Raw genomic sequence first — 22603 nt, forward strand, 5'->3', positions numbered from 1 at the left:
CGGGGCGGCGGCCAGCAGCCGCCGCGCGACGGCGCCGGCGGGCGCGCCGCGCTGGGCGAGCGAGTGGCCGAGGGCGAGCTGCAGCCGCGTCCGCCGCGCGGCGCTGATGCCCTGCGCGAGCGCGTCGCAGACGAGCGCGTGGGCGAAGGCGTAGGCTGGGCCGGAGGCGTAGGAGCGCTCGTCCAGCTCGCGCAGCAGCCGCGCGGCGAGCGCGGTCTCCAGCGCAGTCAGCAGGCGGCCCTCGTCGAGGTCGCAGAGCGCCTCGACGTCGGCGAGCGAGAAGCGCTGGCCGGCGACCGCCGCGGCTCGCAGCAGCTCGCCGGCGTCGTCGCCGAGTCGCGCGACGCGCTGGAGGATCACGTCATGGACGGCGAGCGGCACAGCATCGCTCGCGTGGCCCGCACCGTCGCCGTCGCGCTCGGCGAGGTCGCGCAGCAGCTCGATCGCGAAGAGCGCGTTGCCACCGCTGCGGCGGTGCACGGTGCGCGCGATCTCGGCATCCGGCGTGAGCGCGCCGAGCGCCTCGGCGCTGAGCGGTCCCAGCGGCAGCTCCAACGCGTCGTCGCGGCGGCGCAGCTCGGCTCGGAGCGGCGCGAGCGGATGGTCGGCGTCGGTGAGCGCGGTGTCGCGATAGGCGAGCACGATCAGCAACGGCGTCCCTTCCAGCGCGCGGGCGAGGTGGAGCGCCAGCGCGGCGGTCGGTCGATCGGCCCAGTGCAGGTCGTCGAGCACGAGCAGCGCGGGGCTGACGGAGGCCGCGGCGCGCAGCCCGGCGGCGAACGCCTCGAACAGGTGCAGCCGGTCCTCGCCGTCAGCCGGCGCACGCCGCGTCTCGCCGTCGGCGGAGAACGCGCTCGGTCCGCCCGTCGCCGTCGCGCCGGTGCTGCTCGCGACGATGCCGCCTGAGCTGCTGCCGGCTGCGACGAAGCCACTCGAGCTGGCGGCAGCGGCGGCCCCCGCGACAGGCGCGGCGACGATGCTCGGCAGCACCCGCGCCAGCTGCTCGCGTCGCGCCGACGGCAGCAGGTCGGCCGTGAGCGCGCCGGTCGCGAGCGCGCGGTCGAGCGCCTCGACGAGCGGCTGGTAGGCGCCGATCCGCTCCTCATCGCAGCGGCCGTAGAGGACGAGCCCGCCGTCAGCATGGGGCGTGCGCGCCAGCTCGGCCGTCAGCCGCGTCTTGCCGATCCCGGCCTCGCCTGGCAGCAGCACGATCCGCGGCGCGCCGCCGTCGCTCGCGCTCGCCCACGCATGGCGCAGCGCGGCGAGCTGCCCGTCGCGCCCCACCAGCGCCGCCCCGCCGCTGCGTCCCAGCGCCAGCGGCGGCGGCAGCGGCAGCGCCGGCCGCGCGATCGGCGGCGGGTCATCCGCGGGCGCGGCTTGCGCAGAGTGCGGTTCGTCTGACGCAGAGTGCGGCGCGCTTTGCGCACCGTCCGGTCCGGCTTGCGCGGCGTGCGGCGCCTCGTCGGCGAGCACCTGGTCGACGAGCGCGCGGGTGGCGGCTGACGGGGTGACGCCGAGCTGCTCGCTCAGGCGGGCGCGCAGCTCGCCGGCCAGCGCCAGCGCGGCGGCCCGGTCGCCGCCGGCCGCGAGCAGCCGGATCAGCTGCGCCTGCGCGCTCTCCGACAGCGGCTCCAACGCCGCTCGCGTGCGGCACCACGGCAGCGCGCCGGCGCGGTCGCCGGCCGCCTCCGCGGCATCGGCGCGACGGCCGCACAGCTGTGCCAGCTCGTCCGCGGCGCTCGCGCGCAGCGCGACCAGCCATTCGTCGTCGAGCCCGGGCGCCAACGTCGAGGTCGCCAGCCGTGCGGCCGCCTGAGCGTCGCCACCTTCAGCCTGGCCGCGCAGCAGGATCGCGTCGACGGAGGCCCCCTCGAGCCCGACCTCCTCGCGCCGTGCGATCAGCGCCTCCGCCGCCGGGCCGAGCGAGCGGCGCAGCGTCCACAGATCCTGACGCAGCCCCTGGCGCGCCGCCTCCTCGCCCCGCTCGGGTCGCAGCGTCCCGGCCACGCGGGAGCGGCTGTGGACGCCGGGATGCAGCGCCAGCCACACCAGCAGCGCCCGCGCCGGGCGGTTCGCGGGCAATGGCAGCTCATGCCCCCTGGCACGCAGCCGCAGCCCGTCGAGCAGAGCGATCTCGAGCACCGTAAAGCGGATCGTAGAGCGGTCGCAGACGAACGCAAGACGGTTCGCAGACGGAGCTCGCCGACGCTGTGCCGAACCGCAGCGCCCCGACGACCAGGAGGAAGGCCGAGATGACCGCCGTCGCACCACTCGCCAGCGCCGCCGCGCCGAGCCCCGCCGCACCCAGCGCGTCAGCGCCCACCCCCGCCGCGCCCACCCCCGCCGCGCCCCACAGCCTCATCCCCACCGCACCCGCCTTCGCCGAGCGCGTCACCGCGCTCGCGCTCGCCGGCATGGAGGCGACGACGATCCACCTCGGCCGCGCGCTCGGCCTCTACGCCGCGCTGCACGACAACGGCCCGCAGACCGCGGCCGACCTGGCTGGCCGCACCGAGACCGACGCCCGCTACGTGCGCGAGTGGCTGGAGCAGCAGGCGAGCGCGGCGATCGTCACGGTCGTGCAGAACTCCGCTGACCCGCACGAGCGCCGCTTCGCACTGCCGCCGGCCCACGCCGAGGTGCTGCTCGACCCGACCAGCCTCGCGGCCGCGGGCGCGCTGACGCAGATGCTCGTCGCCGTCGTGCAGCCGCTCGACCGCCTGATCGAGGCGTTCCGCACCGGCGCCGGCATCCCCTACGACGTCTATCCGCTCTTCCGTGAGGCGCAGGCGGAGGCCAACCGCCCGCTGTTCGAGCATCAGCTCGCCGCCTGGATCGCGGCGCTCCCCGACCTGCACAAGGCGCTCTCCGAGCGCGGCGGCCGGATCGCCGACGTCGCCTGCGGCGGCGGCTGGTCGACGATCGCGCTCGCGCGCGCCTACCCGCGTGCGACCGTTGACGGCTATGACGCCGACGCGCCCTCGATCGCGCTCGCGCGCGCGAACCTGCGCGGCAGCGGCGTCGAGCCGCAGGTCCGCTTCCGCGCCCGCGCCGGCGAGCAGCTCGACGCGCCCGAGCCGTATGACCTCGTGACGATCTTCGAAGCCGTCCACGACATGGCCGACCCGGTCGACGTGCTCGCCGCGGCGCGGCGGCTGCTCGCGCCCGGCGGCGTGCTGCTGGTCGCCGACGAGAAGACCGCGCACGAGTTCGCCGCGCCGGGCGACGAGCTGGAGCGGCTCTTCTACGCCTACAGCGTGCTGTTCTGCCTCCCGACCGGCCGCGAGCACGAGCACGCGGCCGCGACCGGGACGGTGATGCGGCCGGCGACGATGGCGCGCTACGCGACCGACGCCGGCTTCACCAGCGTGCAGGTGCTCGATGGGATCGAGCACGACCTGTGGCGCTTCTACCTGCTCGTCCCATGAGCGCGCTCGCGGATGCGATCGTCGCCGGCGGCCTCTCGCCGGCGCTGCCGATGCGCGAGCTGGAGGCGGTCGAGATCGCCGGCTACCGCGACCAGTGGTCGGCGGTTCCGCCGGTCGTCGCCGAGCGCTACGGCGTCGCCGACGCGACGCTGCCCGGCGGGATCCACTGCCTGACCGTCGCCGACCAGCCGGGCCGCCGCGTCGTCAACCACGCGCTCGGGATCGACCCGGTCAGGCCGCTCGCACCGCGGACGCTCGACGCGATCGAGCGCTTCTTCGCCGTGCGCGGCCTGCCGGCGCTGGCGGCGGTCGCGGAGGGCGCGCCGGCCGAGCGGCAGCTGCACGCGCGCGGCTGGCGGCGCGACGTCGCGTGGATGAAGTTCGCGCGCGCCGTCGACGCGCCGCTGCCGCTGCGCGGCGACTGCCCGTTCGAGATCCAGCGCGTGCCGCTGCACGACCGGCTGCGGCTCGGCGAGCTGCTCGCCCGCGCCTTCGAGCTGCCGGCCGGGCTGGCGCCATGGCTGGGCGCGATCGCCTGCCGTCCGGGCTGGGAGTGCCTCGGCGCCTACGCCGGCGAGCGGCTCGTCGCGACCGGCTCGCTGTACGTCGCCGGCGGCGCCGGCTGGGTCACGTGGGGCGCGACCGATCCGGCCGCGCGCGGCCAGGGCGCGCAGGCGGCGCTGCTGGCGGCGCGGATCGAGATGGCGCGCCGGCGCCGGCTGCGGCTGCTCGTCGCGGAGACCGGCGAGCGCGGCAGCGGCCAGCGCGACGTCTCCTACCGCAACCTGCTCGGCGCCGGCTTCCACGAGGTCTGCGTGCGACCTTTCTGGTGCAGGGATCGATAGCCTCGGGGAGTGCTCGACAAAGTCACCGAGGTCGCACGGGATGCCGTCACGACCGCCGGATATCCCGGCATCTTCGCCGCGATGGTCGCGGAGAACGTCTTCCCGCCGATCCCCTCCGAGGTCGTCCTCCCGCTCGCCGGATTCGAGGTCGACGCCGGGGAGCTGAACTTCCTGCTGGTCGTGTTGGCGGCGACCCTCGGCTCGCTCGCGGGTGCGCTGATCCTGTACGCGATCGGCCTCTACGGCGGCCGGCCGCTGACGCTGCGGTGGGGGAAGGTGCTGCGCGTCAGCGCCGCCGACCTCGACAGAGCCGAGGACTGGTTCGACCGCTGGGGCGACTGGGTCGTGCTGGTCGCGCGCGTGATCCCGATCGCTCGCTCGCTCGTCTCGATCCCGGCTGGCATGATGCGGATGGGCCTCGTCCGCTTCATCGTGCTGACGACGATCGGCTCGCTGATCTGGAACTGCATCCTCGTCTTCGCCGGCAAGCAGCTCGGCGCCAACTGGGAGGACGTCACCAGAGTCGTCGAGGACTACGGGCTGCCGCTGAGAATCGCCGTCGTGCTGCTGATCGTCGGCGGCGCCGCGTGGCTGCTGCTGCGCCGCCGCAAGCGCGCCGCCTCGGCGTAGCCGCTCAGATCATCCGCCGCTGAGCTGCCCAACGGGTCAGCTCGGCGCGGTTGGACAGCTGCAGCTTGCGCAGCACGTTGGAGACGTGCGACTCGACCGTCTTGACGGAGATGTGGAGTCTGACCCCGATCTCCTTGTAGAGATAGCCGCGGGCGATCAGCAGCAGCACGTCCTGCTCGCGCGCCGTCAGCTGGTCGAGCTCCGGGTCGGCGGCGGGACCGGTCGTCGCGACGCCGTCGCCGGCCGCGCCACCGCCGCCGAACGCGTCGAGCACGAAGCCGGCGAGCCACGGCGAGAAGACGGCGTCGCCGTCCGCGATGCGGTGGATCGCGTCGAGCAGCTCCTCCGGCGAGATCGACTTCGTCACATAGCCGCGCGCGCCGGCACGGATCACCGCGACGACGTCCTCGGCCGCGTCGGAGACCGACAGCGCCAGGAAGCGCACGCCGGGCCGCTCGGCGTGGACGGCCGGGATCACGGCTTGGCCGCCGCCGTCGGGCAGGTGCACGTCGAGCAGCACGACGTCGGGGTCGAGCGCGCGGATCAGGCCGACCGCCTGCTCGACCGTCCCGGCCTCGCCGGCGACCTCGACGGTCGCATCGAGTCCCGCCTTCAGACCGGCGCGGAAGATCGCGTGGTCGTCGACGAGCACGACGCGGCGCAGCGGGCGGTTCACCGGCGACCGCTCGGTCGTGTGCGCGGCGCGTTCACGAGCGACCGCCCTCGCGTGTGCGCGGCAGCGTCAGCTCGACCTCGGTGCCCTCGCCGATCACGCTGTGGATCGTCGCATGCCCGCGATGGCGGGCCATGCGCGCCTCGACCGACTCGCGCAGGCCGCGCCGGTCGGGCGCCACGAGCGTCCGCTCGAAGCCGCTGCCACGGTCGCGCACGAAGACCGACGCCTCCTGCTCGGAGACGCGCGCGAGCACCGAGATCTCGCTCACGCCGGCATGCTTGGCGGCGTTGGTGATCGCCTCGCGCGCGGCCGCGACGAGCGCCGCGAGATCCTCGTCGAGCGGCGCGTCGCGTGGCTGCACGAGCGCGACGCCGACGCCGTAGTTGACCTCGACCTCGTCGGCCGCGTGACGGAGGGCGGCGGCGAAGGTCTCCGGCGCGTCGGCGTCCTCGCCGCCGTACAGCCAGGCGCGCAGCTCGCGCTCCTGCTGACGCGCGAGCAGCTGGGCGCGGCGCGCGTCCGGCTCGCGCTGGATCAGCGCCAGCGTCTGCAGGACCGAGTCGTGCAGCCGCTCGGCGACGCGCTCGCGCTCCTCGGTGCGGACACGCTCGCGCCGCTCGGCCTCCGCGAGCACACGCGCGCGGCGCAGCCGCGGGCCGACCAGCAGCCCGATCCCGGCGGCCGCGGCGGAGGCGGCGAGGCCGGCGGCGAGCACGGTCGCGTCGGCGCCGACGCGCAGCAGCAGCAGCGCGCCGCCGCCGAGCAGCATCAGCCCCAGCAGCGTGCGCGCCGCGTCGGCTCCCTGCGGCGCGGTCGGCAGCGTGTCGGGCGAGGCCTGGCGCCAGATCAGCGCGAGGCCGCCGAGCAGCAGCACGCCGGGGCCGAGCAGGTCGAGCGGCAGCAGGAAGCCGGTCCCCGACAGCACCGCGGCACCGACCAGGATCAGCATCAGCAGCCCGGCCGCCTCCTGCGCGCGGGCACGGTACGGGCGCCGCGGGCTGTCGGCGGGCGGGCCGGGCAGCAGCAGCGCGGCGGCGAGGTAGACGGCGATGCCGATGCCGCCGGCGGCGGTCGCGAGCGCGAAGGCGAGCCGCACGACGATCGGGTCGACGCCGAGCGCCTGCCCGAGGCCGCCGCAGACGCCGAGCAGCACCCGCTGCTCGCCCGCGCGGGCGAGCGTGCGCGGCGCGGCCGGCGGCGCGACCGCGTCAGTCACCGCGTCTGAGGCGGGCGATGAGTCGCGCGGGGCCACGTCTCGACGGTACCGGGACCTCGTGCACGACGGTCGTCGCGGTGCTCTCGACGTCGGCATGGGTGGAGGCGGTGGGGGTGGGCGCGGGCGGCGCCGGCGCGGCGGGCGGCGCCCCCGGGGCGCTCGCCCCGGGGACGGCCGGCGCCGCCGCTGCAGCACGCCCTTCGCGGATCACCAGCGCGGCGATCCCGAACGCCGCCAGCACGAGCCCGCCGCGGTCGAGCGCGGGCCACACGAGCTGCTCGGGCTCCAGGCCCGACGCCATCAGCAGGACGCCGGCGAACAGCACCGTGCTCCAGCCGAGCAGCTGCTCGCGGCCGTCGTGCGGCTCGCCGCCGAGCAGGACCCGCCCGTCGTCGCGCGGCACGATCAGCGCGACCGCTGCATAGGCGATCACCAGCAGCGGGAAGGCGAGCGCGCCGAACAGGATGGCGCCGATCCGCACCAGCAGAGGCCGCAGCTCGAGCGTCTGCGCCAGGCCGGCGCAGACGCCGAGCAGGACGCGGTCCTGGGAGCTGCGGCGCAGCGCGGTCGGGGTGGCGGTGGGGGCGTCGGAGTTCATCGGCGGGTCCTCGTTCGGAAGCTGTCAGCACTTTCGCCCGATCGGCCGCCGTCGGCAATCCGGCATGACCCGGAGCTGACCCTGAGAGGGGTCGCGGGGATCGGGGTAGGGTGGGGCGGTGGACGAAGAACGCCGCGAGACGGAGAAGGAGCGGCTCGACCGCAACCTGCTGGAACTGCTCAACGAGCTGCGCGTCGCGCTGCCGGGCGTGCAGGTCCTGTTCGCCTTCCTGCTGGCGGTCCCGTTCCAGTCGCGCTGGGAGCAGGTGACGGCGTTTCAGCGCGACGTCTACTTCGCGACGCTCTGCTGCGCGCTGATCGCGATCGCGCTGATGATCGCGCCGACCGCCTACCACCGCCTCAACTTCCGCGCCAGACGCAAGCGCGAGCTCGTGATGATCTCCAACAGGCTGGCGATCGGCGGGATCGTCTTCCTCGCGATCGCGCTCGTCGGCGTGATGGTGCTGATCGCCGACATCCTCTTCGGCACCGTCGCGACGGCGATCTTCGGCGGGCTCGCGGCGCTGCTGTTCGTGCTGCTGTGGTTCGTGCTGCCCAAGCACAAGGACCTCGGCGTCGAAGACGACGACTGAGGTTCACAACTCCGTCAAATCTGCGCGCGGCGGCGTGCATAGGGTGCGGCGCTGATGGCCACCGCACTCTCACCCCGCCGCCGCTTCGCGCTCCTGCTCGCCGCCGTGATCGTCACCGTGACGGTCGTGTTGGCGGCGACGTTGATCGCAACCGGCGAAGACACCACCCCGGCAGCCGCAGCGAACGTCGTCAAGGACGCCCACTTCATCGACGCCGACGAGCCCGGCGTGCTGACGTTCGAGAACGGCGACTGCTTCCACGATCCGGCGATCAACGAGGCGATGGGCGAGCCGCAGCTCAACACCGTCGGCTGCGTCGGCGCCGAGAACGAGGTCTTCACCTTCATGACGCTGGAGGAGCAGCGCTGGGACAGAGCGACGATCGCCGACGAGGCGGCTGCCGGCTGCGAGCGCGCTTTCCGCGACCTGTGGGGTGAGCCAGGCGCTGGGACGCACAGGCTCGACGTCTACCCGGTGCTCCCGACTGAGCGCTCGTGGACCCAGGACGGTGACCGTAGCGCGATGTGCGTCGTCTATTCGCGATTGGGTGAATTCAAGATCGACCCGATCGCGTACGGCAGAGACAGCTAGGACTTCACCGACTCGTAACGAGATCGGTCCGGCGGTCGGCGACCATCCTGCCCGGCGCCGGTGTGGGACCGGTGCCACATCCCTCACCTCACTGAATGAATAAGGAGAGCGAGTGACGTCTTCACGTCCCGCTTCATCGCTTGCCGCGAGCAGGATGCTCCGGCGGGCGCTCTCGGCATGCGCGCTTGCCACCGCGCTGCCGGCCGCAGCACTCGTGCCCGGTGGCATCGCCTCGGCCGTCGCCGCTGACGTCCCGCGTCCCGCGATCGAGCGCTACGCGCCGTCGGCGAACCCCGATCGCGTCGCGCTGATCCCGACCGACGACGCGGCGCACAGCCAGCGCGTCAGCTGGCGCTCCAACGCGGAGACGCCGAAGGCGCAGATCATCGAGGCGCCGGCCGCCTTCGGCGACACGATGATGGACAGACTGACGCCGATCGACGACACCGACTACTCCAGAATCGTCACCGTCGACGCGACGACGAGCACGGTCGACCCGAGAACGGGTTACCTCAACCGCTACCACGTGGTCGAGTTCAGAGACCTCAAGCCGGGCACGCGCTACGCCTACCGCGTCGGCGACGGCACCGATCCCAACGGCTGGCCGGTCACCAACTGGACCGCGTGGGAAGACTTCACGACCGCCGAGGCGGGGCTGAAGCCCTACTCGTTCGTCTACTTCGGCGACGCGCAGAACTACATCGACTCGGCCGTGCCGCGCGTCTTCCACCAGGCGATCCTCGATCGCCCGAAGGCGAAGCTGATGATCCACGCCGGCGACCTCGTCAACCAGACCGGCGTCAGCGACGCCAATCTCCAGATCCAGGAGAAGGAATGGGGCGAGTGGTACGGCGCGGCCGGCTACAACAACCAGACGCGCAACGTGCTGGCGACGCCGGGCAACCACGAGTACAACAGCTCGACGGCGATCACTTCCTTCTGGAAGCCGCAGTTCCCGTTCCCCGCCAACGGCCCGAGAGCTGCTGACGGGAATGTGCTGGAAGCGGTCAAGCAGAGCGCGTACTACGTCGACTACCAGGGCGTCCGCTACATCTCGCTCGACTCCAACCCGCTCCAGAACGGCCCCGTCCAGAACGACGTGCTGGCCGCGCAGACGCAGTGGTTCGAGGCGATCCTGAGCGATCCCAACCGCCCGAAGTGGACGGTCGTCACCTTCCACCACCCGGTCTACGCCGGCACCAGCTCGCGCAACAACCAGGTCGTGCGCGACAACTGGAACCCGCTGATCGACAGATACAAGGTCGACCTCGTCCTGCAGGGCCATGACCACGTCTACAACCGTGGCAACCAGATCAAGGATGACGACACGACCGACCCGACCAAGTCGCACGGCGCGGTCTACTCGATCTCCGTCTCCGGCGGCAAGATGTACGACCTCAACGCCGGGCTGAACTGGAGCGACAACGGCGCGAGACGGCGCATCGCGGCGCAGTACATCCAGCTCTACCAGCTGATCGACGTCAAGCAGAACTCGCTGACCTACCAGGCGCGCCTGGCCAACGGCAAGTTCTTCGACGGCTACCGCGTCGACAAGCCCGGCGACGGCTGGGACGTCTCCAAGACGGTCACCGACCTCGACAGAGATCCCGAGACGGACCCGCTCGACCAGGCCGAGGCCCGCGGCACGAGAACGTCGCTCGGCGCCAACAAGACGTCGATCGGCAGCGGCGAGCAGGTCGTGCTCGAGGCGCGCGTCTCGCACAGAGCGGTCGGCAGCGTGCAGTTCCTCGATGGCGGCAGCGCGCTCGGCGAGCCGGTCGAGCTGGAGGACGGCATCGCCAGCTTCCGCACCTCGGTCCTCGGCGTCGGCGGCCACGCGCTGACGGCGGCCTTCCAGCCGCTCGACCCGACGAGATTCGCCGCGTCCAGTTCGGCCGGCATCCTCGTCAACGTCGCTGACGGCGGCACGGGCACGCCCGGCCAGGGTCCCAAGGGCGACAAGGGCGACCCGGGTGAGAAGGGCGACAAGGGTGATGCCGGCGCCGCCGGTCCCGCCGGCACGAACGGCACGAACGGCACCAACGGCGTCGACGGCAGAGACGGCGCCATCGGGCCGGTCGGTCCGGTCGGCGCCGCCGGCGCGACCGGCGCCAAGGGCGACAAGGGCGAGAGAGGCCTCAACGGCCGCGACGCCCTCGTCACGTGCAAGATCACGGGCTCCAGCTCGTCGCAGAGAATCACCTGCTCGGTGACCTACGGCGCCCGCGCCACCTCGGCGAAGGCGAGAGCGCGGCTGGTCAGAAGCGGTCGCACCTACGCGAAGGGCCGCCTCGGCGGCCTCAGAGCGACCCGCAAGGTCGCACGCGGCAGCTACCAGCTGCGCTTCGCGCAGGGCGGCAAGACGGTCGCCGCGAAGGTCGCGGTCCGCTGATCCGCAGCTGATCGCGCACGATCCGGCGCGCGCGGCTCACACAGCGCGCGCGCCGGCGTGCGTGAGCTGGATCTGAGGCGTCGTCGAGACGCGACGGCACCACATTGTCCACCAGGCGCGTGGGCGTTCATGTAGGTTCATGGTTGCTTTCGTTGTTCTTTGGAGGGAGACAACCATGAAACAGCGCTTCTTGGCGCTCTGTTTCGCCGTGCTCGGGCTTGGGCTCATCAGCGCGGCGAGCGTGCACGCATTCGACCGCGCGCAGTTCGCGCAGCCGCGGAGCGACAGCCGACCGGCGGTCCTGTGGTTCTGGAACGGGACCGTGACCCCGGCGCTGATCGACAGCCAGCTCGCGGAGCTGCGCGCGCAGGGCGTCGACGAGGTGCTGGTCTTCCCCTACGACACGCCGAACCTGCGGCCGGGCTTCTTCACCGAGGAGTGGTTCGCGCTGATCGAGCACACGCTCAGAGAGGCCCAGCGCACGGGCATGCACGTGTGGCTGTTCAACGACGACATCTTCCCCAGCGGACGCGGCGCCGGCATCGTCGTCAATGGCGGCAGACTCGGTGGCAGAACGTACGAGCCACGTCCCGACCTGCGGATGCAGGGGGCCGCGGCCGCCGGCACGACGGTCGTCGAGGGCGGCCGCCAGGTCGACGTCAGACAGCTGCTCGCGACCGGACTGTCGGTCTCCGGCGGCCGGCTCGTCGTCGACGCCGCGTCCCGCGCCGGCGTCACGCTGCTGCGCGACGGCGCCGACTGGCAGGACTACACCGTCACGACGACGGTGCGGATGCAGAGCGGCGCCACCGGCACGGTGGTGCGCTCGCCCGACGCCAGAAACGGCTACCTCGTCGACCTCGGCGAGGACGGCGGCGTCGACGTCTGGCGCCAGCGCGACGGCAGCTTCTCACTGCTGCACGACGGCGGCACGCTCCCCGGCTTCGACACCGGCGCCGAGCACAGAGTGCGCATCCAGGTCGACGGTGACGAACTGACCGCGAGCCTCGACGGCACCGTCGTCGCGACGGTCCGCGACGCGACCTTCCCGCGCGGCCGGGTCGGCGTGCGCGCCGTCGCGACGCAGCGCTCGCTGCGCGACGACCTGCACATCGTCGCCGCCGACGGCAGCACGCTGCTCGACGAGACCTTCGACGACGAGGTCGCGCTCGGCCGCTTCGAGCTCGACGCGCCGATCGACAGACTCGCCGCGCTCGCCGCGCGCCCGGCCGACGGCCCGCGCGCGAACGACGCGAACGCCGTCGTCGACCTCACCAGCCTCGCCCGCGAGGGCCGCAGCTGGGAGGCACCCGCCGGCAGATGGCGGATCGACACGTTCCTCGTGCAGCGACTGATCGACGACTCCAACTTCCGCCGCTACTACCTCGACACGCTCGACGAGGAGGCCGTCGGCCGCTTCCTCGACGTCGTCGTCGGCGAGTACCACCGCCGCTTCCCGTGGGCCTTCGGAACCGTTCTGCGCGGCTTCGCCGACGACGAGCCGTTCCTCCCCTCCGCGGACGCGCACTTCAACGCGACGCCGTGGTCCCCGACGCTGGAACGCGCGCTGCGCAGGCACGGCACCAACCCGGCGCAGGCGCTCAGCGCGCTGCAGCAGGGCAGCGGCTTCGGCCGCAACGGCCAGCGCGTGCAGGGCCGCTTCTGGCGCACGGTCTCCGACCGCTTCACGGAGGCGTACTACAAGCAGCAGCACAGATATATGGAGGACCTCGGCGTCCAGTACATCTCCAACCCGCTGTGGGACGAGTACGGGCCGGCGGAGCAGATCAGAAGCAGCGGCAACCTCAACGCGCTCAACCAGTGGGCGCAGATCCCGGGCACCGACGTCATCTACGACCACTTCCAGCGGGGCGATCAGCGGTTGCTGCCGCGCTGGCCGGCGAGCGCCGCGCACCAGCTCGGCCTGCCGCAGGTCTACAACGAGGCGATGGGCGCCTTCGGCTGGCACGTCACGCCCGGAGACACCCGCGACGTGACGGGCGCGTTCGCGGCGCGCGGCGTCAACTTCACGCTCCTGCACGCGGCCTTCTCCGAGCAGACGACCGTCCCGTACCCGCCGCCGTACAACGGCGCCAACCCGTGGTGGAGGCTGGCGCGGCCGTTGAACGACTGGATCGGCCGAGTGATGGAGCTGGGCCGCAACGAGGCGATCGCGCAGACCGCGCTGCTGCAGCCCCAGCGGGCCGCCGAGGCCGGCCAGGGCACACCCGACGCGGACGCGATCGACGGCGCGTTCAAGCTCGCCGTGCACGCGCTCGAGGACGAGCAGGTCGATTTCGACCTGCTCGACGAGGGCGCGCTCACCCGCGACCCGGTCCTGCGCGCCCATGCCGTCGTGCGGCGCGGCGCGCTGGAGGTCGGTCGCATGCGCTACGAGGCGGTCGTGCTGCCCGAGACGCCGCAGCTGTCGCTCGCCGCGGCGCTGACGCTCGAGCGGTTCGCCCGCGGTGGCGGCACGCTGATCGCGGCCGGCCCGCTGCCGCTGCAGGAGGTCGACGGCCGCGACGCCGAGCTGCGCCAGGTGTGGGCCCGCCTGGCCGGCCGCCTCGTGACCGTGGCCGACGGGTCGCGCGCCGGTCGCGCGGCCGCCGACCGCGGCTACGCCGCCGCGACGCTGACGCCCGCGTCCGACAGCGTGCGCGTGCTGCGGCTGCGCGACGGCCGCCGCAGCGGCTTCATGGTCGTCAACGAGGGCAGCACGACGATCGCGACGAGCGCTCGCTTCCCGCTGCGGGGCGCGCCCACGCTGTGGGACCCCGCGACGGGAGCGGTTGCGCCCGCGACGACCTACCGCGACGACGCCGACGGCACGGAGATCCCGCTGTCGCTGGAGCCGCACGAGGTCGTCGGCGTGACGTTCGGCGGGCACGCCGGTCGCGACGAGGATCCGCACGCCGTCGCCGTCTCCCCGGGCGCGACCGTCGAGCGGCTCGACGCCGACCGGCGCGGGCTGCGCGCGACCGTGCTCGCGACGCGCCCCGGACCGCTCGCCGTCGTCGCACGCGATCGCGCCCGCGCGTACCGCGGCGGCACGACGCTCACCGATCCGCTGACGCCGGTCGCGCTCGACGGCGACTGGCGGCTCCGGATCGAGACGAGCGCCGGCATCGACGCCGAGCGCCCGCTCGGCAGCTGGACCGACCTCGCGCCGCGGCATTCCGGCAGCGCCGTCTACACGCGCACGCTGGAGCTGACGAGAGCCCAGCTCGCCGGGCGCGAGTGGACGCTCGACCTCGGCGACGTGCGTGCGGCGGCGGAGGTGACGATCAACGGCAGGCCGCTCCCGCAGCCGCTGCTGTGGGCGCCGTACGTCGCCGACGTCGGCGACCTGCTGCGCGCCGGCTCCAATGAGATCGCGGTGCGGGTCACGAACACCGGCGCCAACAGCCACGGCGACGTGCGCGACTCCGGCCTGCTCGGCCCGGTGCGGCTGCTGCCGCAGCGGCGCCTGACGGTCGCGCTCGAGCGCGCGGACCGCAGCGCCCTGCTGGAGCTGCGACCGGCCGTCGACGCGCTCGGCGTCGCACCCGGCCAGCAGCGGACGCTGCGTGTCGCGGTGCGAGACCTGACGGGCGACTCCGGCCGTGTGCGGCTGACCGCCGAGGCGTCCGGCCCGGTGCAGCTGCGCGATCGCTCGGTCGACGTGCGGCTCGGGCGCGACGGCACCGGCACCGCCGAGCTGACGGTGTCGGCGGCGCTCGGCGCAGGCATCCCCGGCACGGGCGAGCTGCGCCTGCGCGCGGGCGCGGCGAGTGCGACCGTGCCGGTGCGGATCGACCTCGCGTCGCGCTTCGGGCGAGCCCGCGCCTCCTCGACGCTGTCGCCCTGGCACGCCAGGTTCCTGATCGACGGCGTCACGAGCGTCGACCACGCCGCGTGGAGCCGCGGCGAGGCGTGGAACGACGGCACGGCCGCCGCCTTCCCGGACACCGTCACCGTCGCGTTCGACGCCCCCGCCCCGGTCTCGCGCGTGCGTGTCTGGACGCTCGACACGCCGCAGGATCCCGCCGCGGTCTTCGGCGTGCGCGACTTCGACGTCCAGCTCGAGGTCGACGGCCGCTGGAGAACGGTCGGGCAGGTGCGCGGCAACAGAGCGGCGCTCGCGGAGCTGACCGTCCCGCGCGTGAGCGCCGAGGGCCTGCGCGTGGTCGTCAGCTCCGCGCCGGAGAGCTATTCGCGCCTCGTCGAGTTGGAGGCGCTGCCGTGAGCTACGCCCGCGCGCCGGCCTGTGGGTCCAGGCGCGACATCTGCACGTTGGCGTCGAGCGTCGAGCTGCCGCCGCCGCGGTAGACGCCCTTGACCGGCGGGATGTCGGCGTAGAAGCGGCCGTGGCCGATCTTCACGTGCGTCTCGCCCGCGAAGCGGCGGTTGGTCGGGTCGACGCCGACCCAGACCGGCTCGCCGCGGCCGTCGACGCCGGGCAGCAGCGCCTCCAGCCAGGCGTGCGTGTCGACCTCGAGCGAGTCGGAGCCCTCGTCCTCGGGCGCCGCCCACAGGTAGCCGGAGACGTAGCGCGCGGCGATCCCGTGACGCCGCAGCAGCACGAGCGAGAGGTGGACGAAGTCCTGGCAGACGCCGGCGCCGGCCTCCAGCAGGTCGGTCACGGTCGAGCCGACGTAGGTCGCGCCGCGGCGGTACTCGAACGTGTCCGGGACCAGCTCGATCAGCAGCCGCAGCGCCGCGAGCGGGTCGCTGGCGGCGCCGAGCGATCCCTCCAGCGAATCGACGCCGGGGATCGCCGGCTGGTCCTGCCACGGCAGCAGGAACTCGCCCGCCGCCTCGACGTAGGCGTCACTGCGCAACGCCGCCCACGGACCGTGCGGCGGCTCCGGCGGCGCGCTCGTGACGACGCGCGCGCGCACGTCGATCGTGAGGTGGTCGTGGCCGGTCGGGATGCCGAACTCCAGCACCTCGGTGCCGAAGTAGTCGAGGTGGCGGGTGACGCGCGCCTCGGGGTCGATGCGGGTGTGGAACTCGTCGCAGCGCTGCGTCGAGGTCGTCGCCGGGCGCACACGCAGCGCGTTGAGGTTGTCGCTGACGTTGGCGCCGTATCTGTACGCGGTCAGGTAGCGGATCGAGAAGTGCATGCGGTCACACCACCATCGCGATTCCGCGCTCGCCGGCGGCCATGCCGGCGAAGTAGCGGTCGGCGACGTCCTGGTCGACGGCGGCCAGCTCCTGCTGCGCCCGCTCGCAGATGCCGATCAGCTCGGCGCCGGCCGGCAGCACGCGGCGCTGGAAGTCGAGGTCGGCGGCGAGGCGGCTGACGCGCAGCACCGGCTGCGAGTCGCGCGGGCTGGCGTCGGCGGCGGTGAAGGCGTCGTGGAGCGAGTCGACGCAGGCGGCGACGCTGTCGGGGTAGGCCCGCTCGAAGATCAGGAAGCGCGCGACCGGCTGCGCGTTCGGCGGCGCGGTGACCGCGCGCAGGTAGGCGTGAAAGCCGCCGACCGCCTGCAGCAGCGCGAGCGCGTTGCCGTCGCGGCGGGGATCCTCCTCGCCGCTCGGCAGCGCGATCCGCAGCAGCCGCAGCATCATGTCGGCGACCTCGATGAAGGAGCCGGCGTCGAGGAACGACTTCGCCTCGTCGCGCAGCATCGCGCGGTCGGCGATCCCCCAGATCAGCGCCATCCGCTGCTTGACGTACTGCGAGGCGAGGTAGGGGCCGGCCGGCGCCGACCATCTCGCGCTGCCGTCGCCGCGCAGCGTCAGCGTCGTCGTGTTGATCGCCTCCCACATCTCCGCGGAGATCACGTCGCGCACGGTGCGCGCGCCCTCGCGCGCCCGCTCGACGGAGGCGAGCATCGAGTCGGGCCGATCGGCGTCGAGCGTCAGCCGCGCGAGCGCCGCGCCGCGGCCGAGCCGCTCGTCGGCGGAGCTGCCGCCGAGCATCGCGACGAGGCCGGTCCAGCCGAGCGTGACGCCGGGGCCGGAGTCCGACGGCCCCTGCAGCTCGGTGCGGAAGACGCCGTCGACCGAGCGCGCGGTGAACTCCGCGCGGGCGAGGTTGCGGCCGAGCCAGTACAGCTCGTGGGCGATGCGGGCCAGCATCTACTGCGGCTCCTGCTGCTGCTGTTGCTGCTGGTTGGTCCAGGCGTCGCCGTAGCGCATCTCCGGCAGCGCGGGCGGGCTGGCGACGTCGGCCATCTGCGGGCCGGCGCGGTCGGCGTCGTCGCCGTCCTCCAGCACCCAGGTGTCCTTCGAGCCGCCACCGCGGGAGGAGTTGACGATCATCGAGCCCTCCGTCAGCGCGACGCGCGTGAGGCCGCCGGGGACGATGTCGATCCGTTCGCCGAAGACGGCGAACGGGCGCAGGTCGACGTGGCGCGGGGCGAGCATGCCGTCGGCGCCGACGGTCGGCACGGTCGACAGCCGCACGACCTCCTGCGCGATCCACGCCTCGGGCTTGGCGCGGACCGCGGCGGCGACGCCGGCCAGCTCCTCCTCGCTGGCGTGCGGGCCGATCGTGACGCCCTTGCCGCCGGACTCGTCGGTCGGCTTGACGACGAGCTGGTCGATCCGCGACAGGACGTGCTCGCGCACCTCCTCGTCGGCGAGCAGGTAGGTCTTGACGTTCTCGAGGATCGGCTCCTCGCCGAGGTAGAACCTGATCATCTCGGGCACGAAGTGGTAGACGGCCTTGTTGTCGGCGACGCCGGTGCCGAAGGCGTTGGCGATCGCGACCGAGCCGGCGCGATAGGCGCGCACGAGGCCGGGCACGCCGAGCAGCGAGTCGGGGCGGAACTCGAGCGGGTCGACGAAGTCGTCGTCGAGCCGCCGGTAGACGGCGTGGACGCGCACGAGGCCGCGCGTCGTGCGCATGTAGAGGACGTCGTCGCGCACGACGAGGTCGGAGGCCTCGACCAGCTCGACTCCCATCTGGCGCGCGAGGAAGGCGTGCTCGAAGTAGGCCGAGTTGAGCGAGCCGGGCGTCCACACGACGACGGTCGCCTCGCTGTCGGCCGACGGCGCGACCGAGCGCAGCGCCTTCAGCAGCAGCTGCGGGTAGTGGTCGACCGGGCGCACGCGGTAGTTCTGGAACAGCTGCGGCAGCAGCTGCGTCATCGCGGCGCGGTTCTCCAGCACGTAGGAGATCCCGGAGGGCGTGCGGACGTTGTCCTCGATCACCTTCCAGGAGCCGTTGGAGTGGCGCACGAGATCGCAGCCGGCGACGTGCGTGTAGACGCCGCCCGGCGGGCGGATCCCGTGCACGGCGCGGGCGAAGTTGGGCGAGCTGACGACGAGCCGCCACGGCACGATCCCCTCGCGGACGATCTCGCGCGCGTGGTAGATGTCGTCGACGAAGGCGTTGAGCGCGCGGATCCGCTGCGCCAGTCCGCGCTTGATCGAGCGCCACTCCTCGCCGCCGATCACGCGCGGGACGAGGTCGAGCGGGAACGGCCGCTCGCGGCTCGGCCCGTCGTCGCCGGAGGTCTCGAACGTGATCCCCTGGCGCAGGAAGGTCGCGTCGCGGCGGCGGCCGGCCTCGACGAGCCCGTCGGCGCCGAGTCGCTCCAGCTCCGCGATCAGCGCGGCGGCGTGGTGGCGCGGCCGCCCGTCCGGCTCGAACAGCTCGTCGAGGAAGGGGGCGCGCGGGTGGTAGCCGTCGAGCTGAGGGGCGGTCGCTTCGGACATCGTGGCAGCGATTCTCTACCCCGGCGCGGGGTATCGGCATTCGCCGCATGGAGTGTGATCGGACAGGCGGGGTGGCCCGAATGGCATTGTCGTGCGCCGAGCTGGCATGTGCGAACTCGTTTGAATCTGATTGATCTTGGACAGAACTGCTCTGTTTCGCGCAGGAAAGAGCGAGGAGAGCAATGCGAAGTCTTGGGAGAACCACCCTGGCACGGGTGGCGGTGTCGGCTGGCTGCGTGCTGGCCGCGGGCGGGGCGAGTGCCGCGACGGCCGCGGCCGACGTGCCGGCGCCGAGTCAGCTGACCGTCCGCGACCAGGAGCGGCCGCTGAACGTCGAGGGTCCGCCGCAGTTCGGCTGGATGCCGGGCAGCGAGCGCGGCGACGACGTTCAGAGCGCCTACCAGCTGCGTGTGCAGCGGCCGGGCGACGACGATCCCGTCTGGGACAGCGGCAAGGTCGACTCCGACGCGCAGGCGTACGTCGGCTACGAAGGGCCGAGACTGGCGGTCGGCGCCAGCTACGAGTGGACCGTCCGCACCTGGGACGGCGACGGCGACGCCTCGCCGTGGGCGCCGGCGGCGCGCTTCGACACAGGCCTGCGCGACGGCGACTGGTCGGGGGCCAAGTGGATCCGCCGGATCACGACCGGCAACGACTCCGCGATCGACTTCACGCTCGCGCGCAAGCAGGTCCAGGTCGGCGGCAGCCCCGTCGTGCGCGCCCGCGCCTACGTCTCGGCGATGGGGCAGTACGAGCTGCACGTGAACGGCACGCGCGTCGTGCGCGACTCGAGCTTCTACTACCCCAACGAGGCGCAGTACACGGCGACCGACGTGACCGCGCAGGTCACCGCCGGCCAGCCGCTCGCGCTCGCCGCCAGATACCACTACTGGACGTGCACCTGCCAGGGGCGCGCGAACGGCCCCGCGTCGAACACGACGCTCGCCGCCGCGGCCGCGCCCGGCGACACCGCGCTGAAGGTCAACTCGGTCGGCGTCTTCGACGTCGGCGACCAGGTCGACGTCGGCAGCGGCGCCGACAGAGAGCGCGTCACCGTGACGGCGATCGGCACCGCCGGAGCCGCCGGCAGCGGCGTCACCGTGACGCCCGCGCTCACCAGAGCGCAGGTCGAGAGAGCGGCCGTCGTCGACCTCGCCGGCCCCTCGGGCCTGATCGCGAAGGTCGTCGTCGACCACGCCGACGGCTCGCGCCAGACCTTCGTCACCGACGAGAGCTGGAGCGTCTCGAAGGACAGAGCGCTCACGAACGAGACGCTCACCTACCGCAACGGCGACGCCGGCGACCGCGTCGAGCGTTACGACGCGCGCCTGGAGCAGCCCGGCTGGGACACCGCCGGCTTCGACGACTCCGGCTGGGAGCAGGCGTACGCGATCGGCGCCCATCCGCGCCCGGTCAACCCGCTGCGCACGACCTTCACGCACCTGGAGCCGTCGATCGCCGGCGTCACGCGCAAGCTGCACAGACCGGTCTCCGTCAGAGAGCTGGCCGACGGCACCGTGATCGCCGACATGGGCCGCGTCGTCGCCGGCGTTCCGCGCGTGCGCTTCCGCGAGGGCGTCGCCGGACGGCAGATCACGCTGCTGACGAGCTTCCGCCTCAACAACACGCTGCTCGCCGCGCCGGCCGCCGCGGGCGACGCGACGGTGAAGGTGAGAGCGGTCGGCAACTTCGTCGCGGGCGACCGCATCACGGTCGACGCGCCCGGCATCAACAAGGGCGAGGGCGATCCCGAGGTCCGCCGCATCGTCGCGGTCGGCACGGCCGGCGCCGACGGCACGGGCATCGTGCTCGACCGGCCGCTGGAGCGCGCGCACGCGAACCTCGCCTATGTCGAGGGCTCGCGCGCCGGCACCGACAACCAGGACACGCAGTCGAGCAACCTCGCCAACTACTACACGCAGAAGGACGGCGCGCAGACGGCCGAGCCGTACCAGTACTGGGGCTGGCGCTATCTGCAGGTCAGCGCCCCCGGCGCCGGCGAGCCGCTGAACGCGAGCGACCTCGTCGCCGTCGAGCAGCACACCGACGACCGCGACGAGCGGCTGGCGCGGTTCGAGTCCGACGACGCGACGCTGAACGCCGTCTTCGAGCTGATGCGGCGCTCCGGCCGCGACTCGGTCCAGGACACCTACCTCGACACGCCGACGCGTGAGAAGGCCGGCTTCCTCGGCGACGGCGTCGACATCTCGTGGGCGAACATGCTCGCGCTCGGCGAGCGCAACGCGACCGTGCGCGGCATCCGCGACGCGATCCACTCGCAGACGCACAGCTGGACGGCGGCGAGCAACGGCTACTGCACGGCACTGGAGGTGCCGTGCTCGTATCCGAGCCTCGGGACGCCCGGCCGCATGAACTCGGTCTATCCCAACGGCGACAACATGCGCGACATCCCCGACTACACGGAGATGTTCCCCGACTGGGTCTGGCGCTACTACCTGACGACCGGCGACAGAGCGCTGCTGGAAGAGGCCTACCCGGCGATGCAGGCGGTCTCCGCCTACGTCAACGGCGCGGTCGCCGGCAGCGGCGACGCGGCCGGGCTCGTCTTCGACCTGCCGGGCGGCACCAGCTCCTACAGAAACGGCATCATCGACTGGCCGGCGCCGATGCGCTACGGCTACACCTTCGACGACAACGCCGCCCGCACCGTCCACAACGCCTCCGGCGTCGGGGCGATCCGCGCGACCGCGGAGGCGGCGAGAGTGCTCGGTCGCGGTGGCGAGGCGGCGCAGTACGGCCAGTGGGCCGACGCGCTCACCGGCGCGATCAACGGCAAGCTGGTGCGGCCGAGCGGCCTCTACACCGACGGCCTCTCGCGCCAGCCCGGCAACGCGCAGATCGACAACAGCGCGCAGCACGCGCAGAGCTACCCGATCTACTACGGCGTCGCGCCGAGAGCGCAGTGGCCGGTCCTCGCCGACGAGATCGAGCGGCTCGGCATGAACCAGGGGCCGATGACGCTCCACATCCTGCTCGACGCGCTCGCCAGAGCCGGCCGCGACGACGCGGTGCTGCGCCTGCTCACCGATCGCGCGGGCGATGGGCCTGCCCGCACGATCGCCGAGGGCGGCACCTTCATGTGGGAGCAGTGGAGCCCCGGCTGCACGACCCCGCGCTGCGCCGAGCCGAACGTCAGAAGCAGCGACAGCCACTCGCACGGCTGGGGCTCGTGGGCGATCGTCGACGTCGTCGAGACGCTGCTCGGCGTGAAGGTGACCAGCCCGGGCGCGGCGACCGTCGCGATCGAGCCGCCGACGCTGCGCGGCGACCGCCTGCGGACCGCGAGCGGGTCGGTCTGGACCCAGCGCGGCACGGTCGCGGTCAGATGGGCGCGCGGTGAGCGCGGCATCACGCTCGACGTGAGCGTGCCGACCAACCAGCGTGCCGAGGTGCGGATCCCGGGCGTGACCGACGCCGCGGGCGTCACCGCCAGCGGCGCGGGCGCACCGCGCTTCGAGCGGATCGAGGATGGCGCCGCCGTCTTCACCGTCGGCTCGGGCGACGCGCGCTTCGAGCCGGCCGCGGCGACGCCGCCTCCGGGCCCGCCGACGCCGGGCGGCGGTGGCGGCACCCCGCCGACGCCGCCCGCGCCGCCGGCCAGAAGAGCGCCGGCGAGAAGAGATCGCGTGGAGCCGAAGCTGACGGCGGTCAAGCTCGTCGGCGATCAGCGGATCCGCGTGCGAGGAACGCTCGCGCTGCGGCTGCGGCTGTCGGAGCGCGCGACCGTGAAGGTCACGCTCCAGCGCGCCGTCAGAGGCCGCTGGCGCGCCGCCGGCAACGTCTCCAAGACGCTCGCCGCCGGCAACCGCACGCTGAAGGTGAAGCTCGGCAAGCGCCCGGCGGGGAGGTACCGCCTGACGCTCGTCGCACGCGACAGAGCGGGCAATCGCTCGGTCGCGAGAACGGTGCGGTTCAGCGTGGTGAGAGCAAGAAGATGAGCTGATCGGGAGGGCGGCTGTGC

General features: G+C 73.4%; 15 protein-coding genes. 8 read left to right on the forward strand and 7 right to left on the reverse strand.

What is annotated here, in order from left to right:
* Positions 1-2142 (reverse strand): ATP-binding protein (locus R7226_RS06505; protein ID WP_318596232.1); only part of this gene is annotated, 2142 nt, incomplete at its 3' end.
* 110 nt (positions 2143-2252) lie between these two features.
* Here R7226_RS06505 and R7226_RS06510 point away from each other — a divergent pair.
* The 3 genes from R7226_RS06510 to R7226_RS06520 are packed head-to-tail and all read left to right on the forward strand — an operon-like array spanning position 2253 to position 4903.
* Positions 2253-3428 (forward strand): class I SAM-dependent methyltransferase, encoded by a 1176-nt coding sequence (locus R7226_RS06510; RefSeq protein WP_318596233.1) that lies wholly within the window; start codon positions 2253-2255, stop codon positions 3426-3428.
* Positions 3425-4273 carry a hypothetical protein gene (locus R7226_RS06515; RefSeq protein ID WP_318596234.1) on the forward strand — a complete coding sequence of 283 codons (849 nt, stop codon included), beginning with the start codon at positions 3425-3427 and terminating at the stop codon, positions 4271-4273. The genes R7226_RS06510 and R7226_RS06515 overlap by 4 nt, the downstream gene beginning before the upstream one ends.
* Before the next feature lie 9 nt (positions 4274-4282).
* Positions 4283-4903 (forward strand): DedA family protein, encoded by a 621-nt coding sequence (locus R7226_RS06520; RefSeq protein WP_318596235.1) that lies wholly within the window; start codon positions 4283-4285, stop codon positions 4901-4903.
* Positions 4904-4907: 4 nt separating this feature from the next.
* Here R7226_RS06520 and R7226_RS06525 read toward each other — a convergent pair whose 3' ends face one another.
* The 3 genes from R7226_RS06525 to R7226_RS06535 are packed head-to-tail and all read right to left on the reverse strand — an operon-like array spanning position 4908 to position 7393.
* Positions 4908-5579, reverse strand: a complete 672-nt coding sequence (locus R7226_RS06525) for a response regulator transcription factor (RefSeq protein ID WP_318596236.1) — start codon at positions 5577-5579, stop codon at positions 4908-4910.
* 31 nt (positions 5580-5610) lie between these two features.
* Entirely contained in the window at positions 5611-6795 is a 1185-nt protein-coding gene (locus R7226_RS06530; RefSeq protein WP_318596237.1) for an ATP-binding protein, read from the reverse strand.
* Positions 6788-7393, reverse strand: a complete 606-nt coding sequence (locus R7226_RS06535; protein ID WP_318596238.1) for a PspC domain-containing protein — start codon at positions 7391-7393, stop codon at positions 6788-6790. The genes R7226_RS06530 and R7226_RS06535 overlap by 8 nt, the downstream gene beginning before the upstream one ends.
* Before the next feature lie 118 nt (positions 7394-7511).
* On the opposite strand from R7226_RS06535, the gene R7226_RS06540 reads away from it, so the two are divergent.
* From R7226_RS06540 to R7226_RS06555, 4 genes are all read left to right on the forward strand, one after another.
* Positions 7512-7985 carry a DUF6328 family protein gene (locus R7226_RS06540; protein ID WP_318596239.1) on the forward strand — a complete coding sequence of 158 codons (474 nt, stop codon included), beginning with the start codon at positions 7512-7514 and terminating at the stop codon, positions 7983-7985.
* A 54-nt stretch (positions 7986-8039) separates the two neighbouring features.
* Positions 8040-8576, forward strand: coding sequence for a hypothetical protein (locus tag R7226_RS06545; protein ID WP_318596240.1), 537 nt, complete (start codon positions 8040-8042; stop codon positions 8574-8576).
* A 154-nt stretch (positions 8577-8730) separates the two neighbouring features.
* Positions 8731-10968 carry a metallophosphoesterase gene (locus R7226_RS06550; protein WP_318596241.1) on the forward strand — a complete coding sequence of 746 codons (2238 nt, stop codon included), beginning with the start codon at positions 8731-8733 and terminating at the stop codon, positions 10966-10968.
* Positions 10969-11209: 241 nt separating this feature from the next.
* Complete coding sequence (locus tag R7226_RS06555) at positions 11210-15196, forward strand: glycosyl hydrolase (protein ID WP_318596242.1); 3987 nt, start codon at positions 11210-11212, stop codon at positions 15194-15196.
* A gap of 1 nt (position 15197) precedes the next feature.
* Here R7226_RS06555 and R7226_RS06560 read toward each other — a convergent pair whose 3' ends face one another.
* From R7226_RS06560 to R7226_RS06570, 3 genes are read right to left on the reverse strand one after another with little or no spacing between them, the layout of a single operon-like run.
* Positions 15198-16076, reverse strand: coding sequence for a transglutaminase family protein (locus R7226_RS06560; protein WP_318596243.1), 879 nt, complete (start codon positions 16074-16076; stop codon positions 15198-15200).
* Between the two features lie 4 nt (positions 16077-16080).
* Positions 16081-17037: an alpha-E domain-containing protein gene (locus tag R7226_RS06565; RefSeq protein ID WP_318596244.1), complete on the reverse strand. Its 957-nt coding sequence runs from the start codon at positions 17035-17037 to the stop codon at positions 16081-16083.
* Positions 17038-18621: a circularly permuted type 2 ATP-grasp protein gene (locus tag R7226_RS06570; RefSeq protein ID WP_318596245.1), complete on the reverse strand. Its 1584-nt coding sequence runs from the start codon at positions 18619-18621 to the stop codon at positions 17038-17040.
* 215 nt (positions 18622-18836) lie between these two features.
* On the opposite strand from R7226_RS06570, the gene R7226_RS06575 reads away from it, so the two are divergent.
* Positions 18837-22580, forward strand: a complete 3744-nt coding sequence (locus R7226_RS06575; RefSeq protein WP_318596246.1) for an alpha-L-rhamnosidase-related protein — start codon at positions 18837-18839, stop codon at positions 22578-22580.
* Positions 22581-22603: the final 23 nt, after the last annotated feature.

The organism is Conexibacter stalactiti (assembly GCF_033542075.1).
In the GTDB taxonomy this organism is placed as follows: Bacteria; Actinomycetota; Thermoleophilia; order Solirubrobacterales; family Solirubrobacteraceae; genus Conexibacter; species Conexibacter stalactiti.